Origin of the sequence: Streptomyces sp. P17 (assembly GCF_032436805.1) — a bacterium.
Lineage (GTDB): Bacteria > Actinomycetota > Actinomycetes > Streptomycetales > Streptomycetaceae > Streptomyces.
This window is the reverse complement of the sequence record NZ_JAVRBF010001180.1, coordinates 1-253: the sequence shown is the minus strand read 5'-3', so window position 1 is coordinate 253 and position 253 is coordinate 1. Positions and strand designations below refer to the sequence as shown.

The 253-nt window shown below is 62.1% G+C and carries 1 protein-coding gene; it reads left to right on the top strand.

Features of this window, described 5'->3' with window-relative positions:
* Nucleotides 1-30: 30 nt before the first annotated feature.
* On the top strand, nt 31-253 hold a 223-nt coding region (locus RMT89_RS44345), incomplete at its 3' end, for a hypothetical protein (RefSeq protein WP_315889421.1).

The window sequence follows — 253 nt, the reverse complement described above, 5'->3', positions numbered from 1 at the left end:
GACATCGCCTTCGCCACGAAGAACGCCTACATGGGCATTCAGAACTTCACTGAGGCGGCCTCCATGATCGTCAAGGGCCACCAGAGGATGCTCCTCAAGGGCGTCCCGATGCTGAAGCGCTGGGCGACCAAGGGGGCGCGCCTGGAGCTGGACGACATCAAGCAGATGCACGAGCTGGTCTTCGGCAAGGAGCTGGACGACCTGATTCGGCCATCCAGGCAGGACATCGTGGACAGCCTTCGGGAGCGTCACA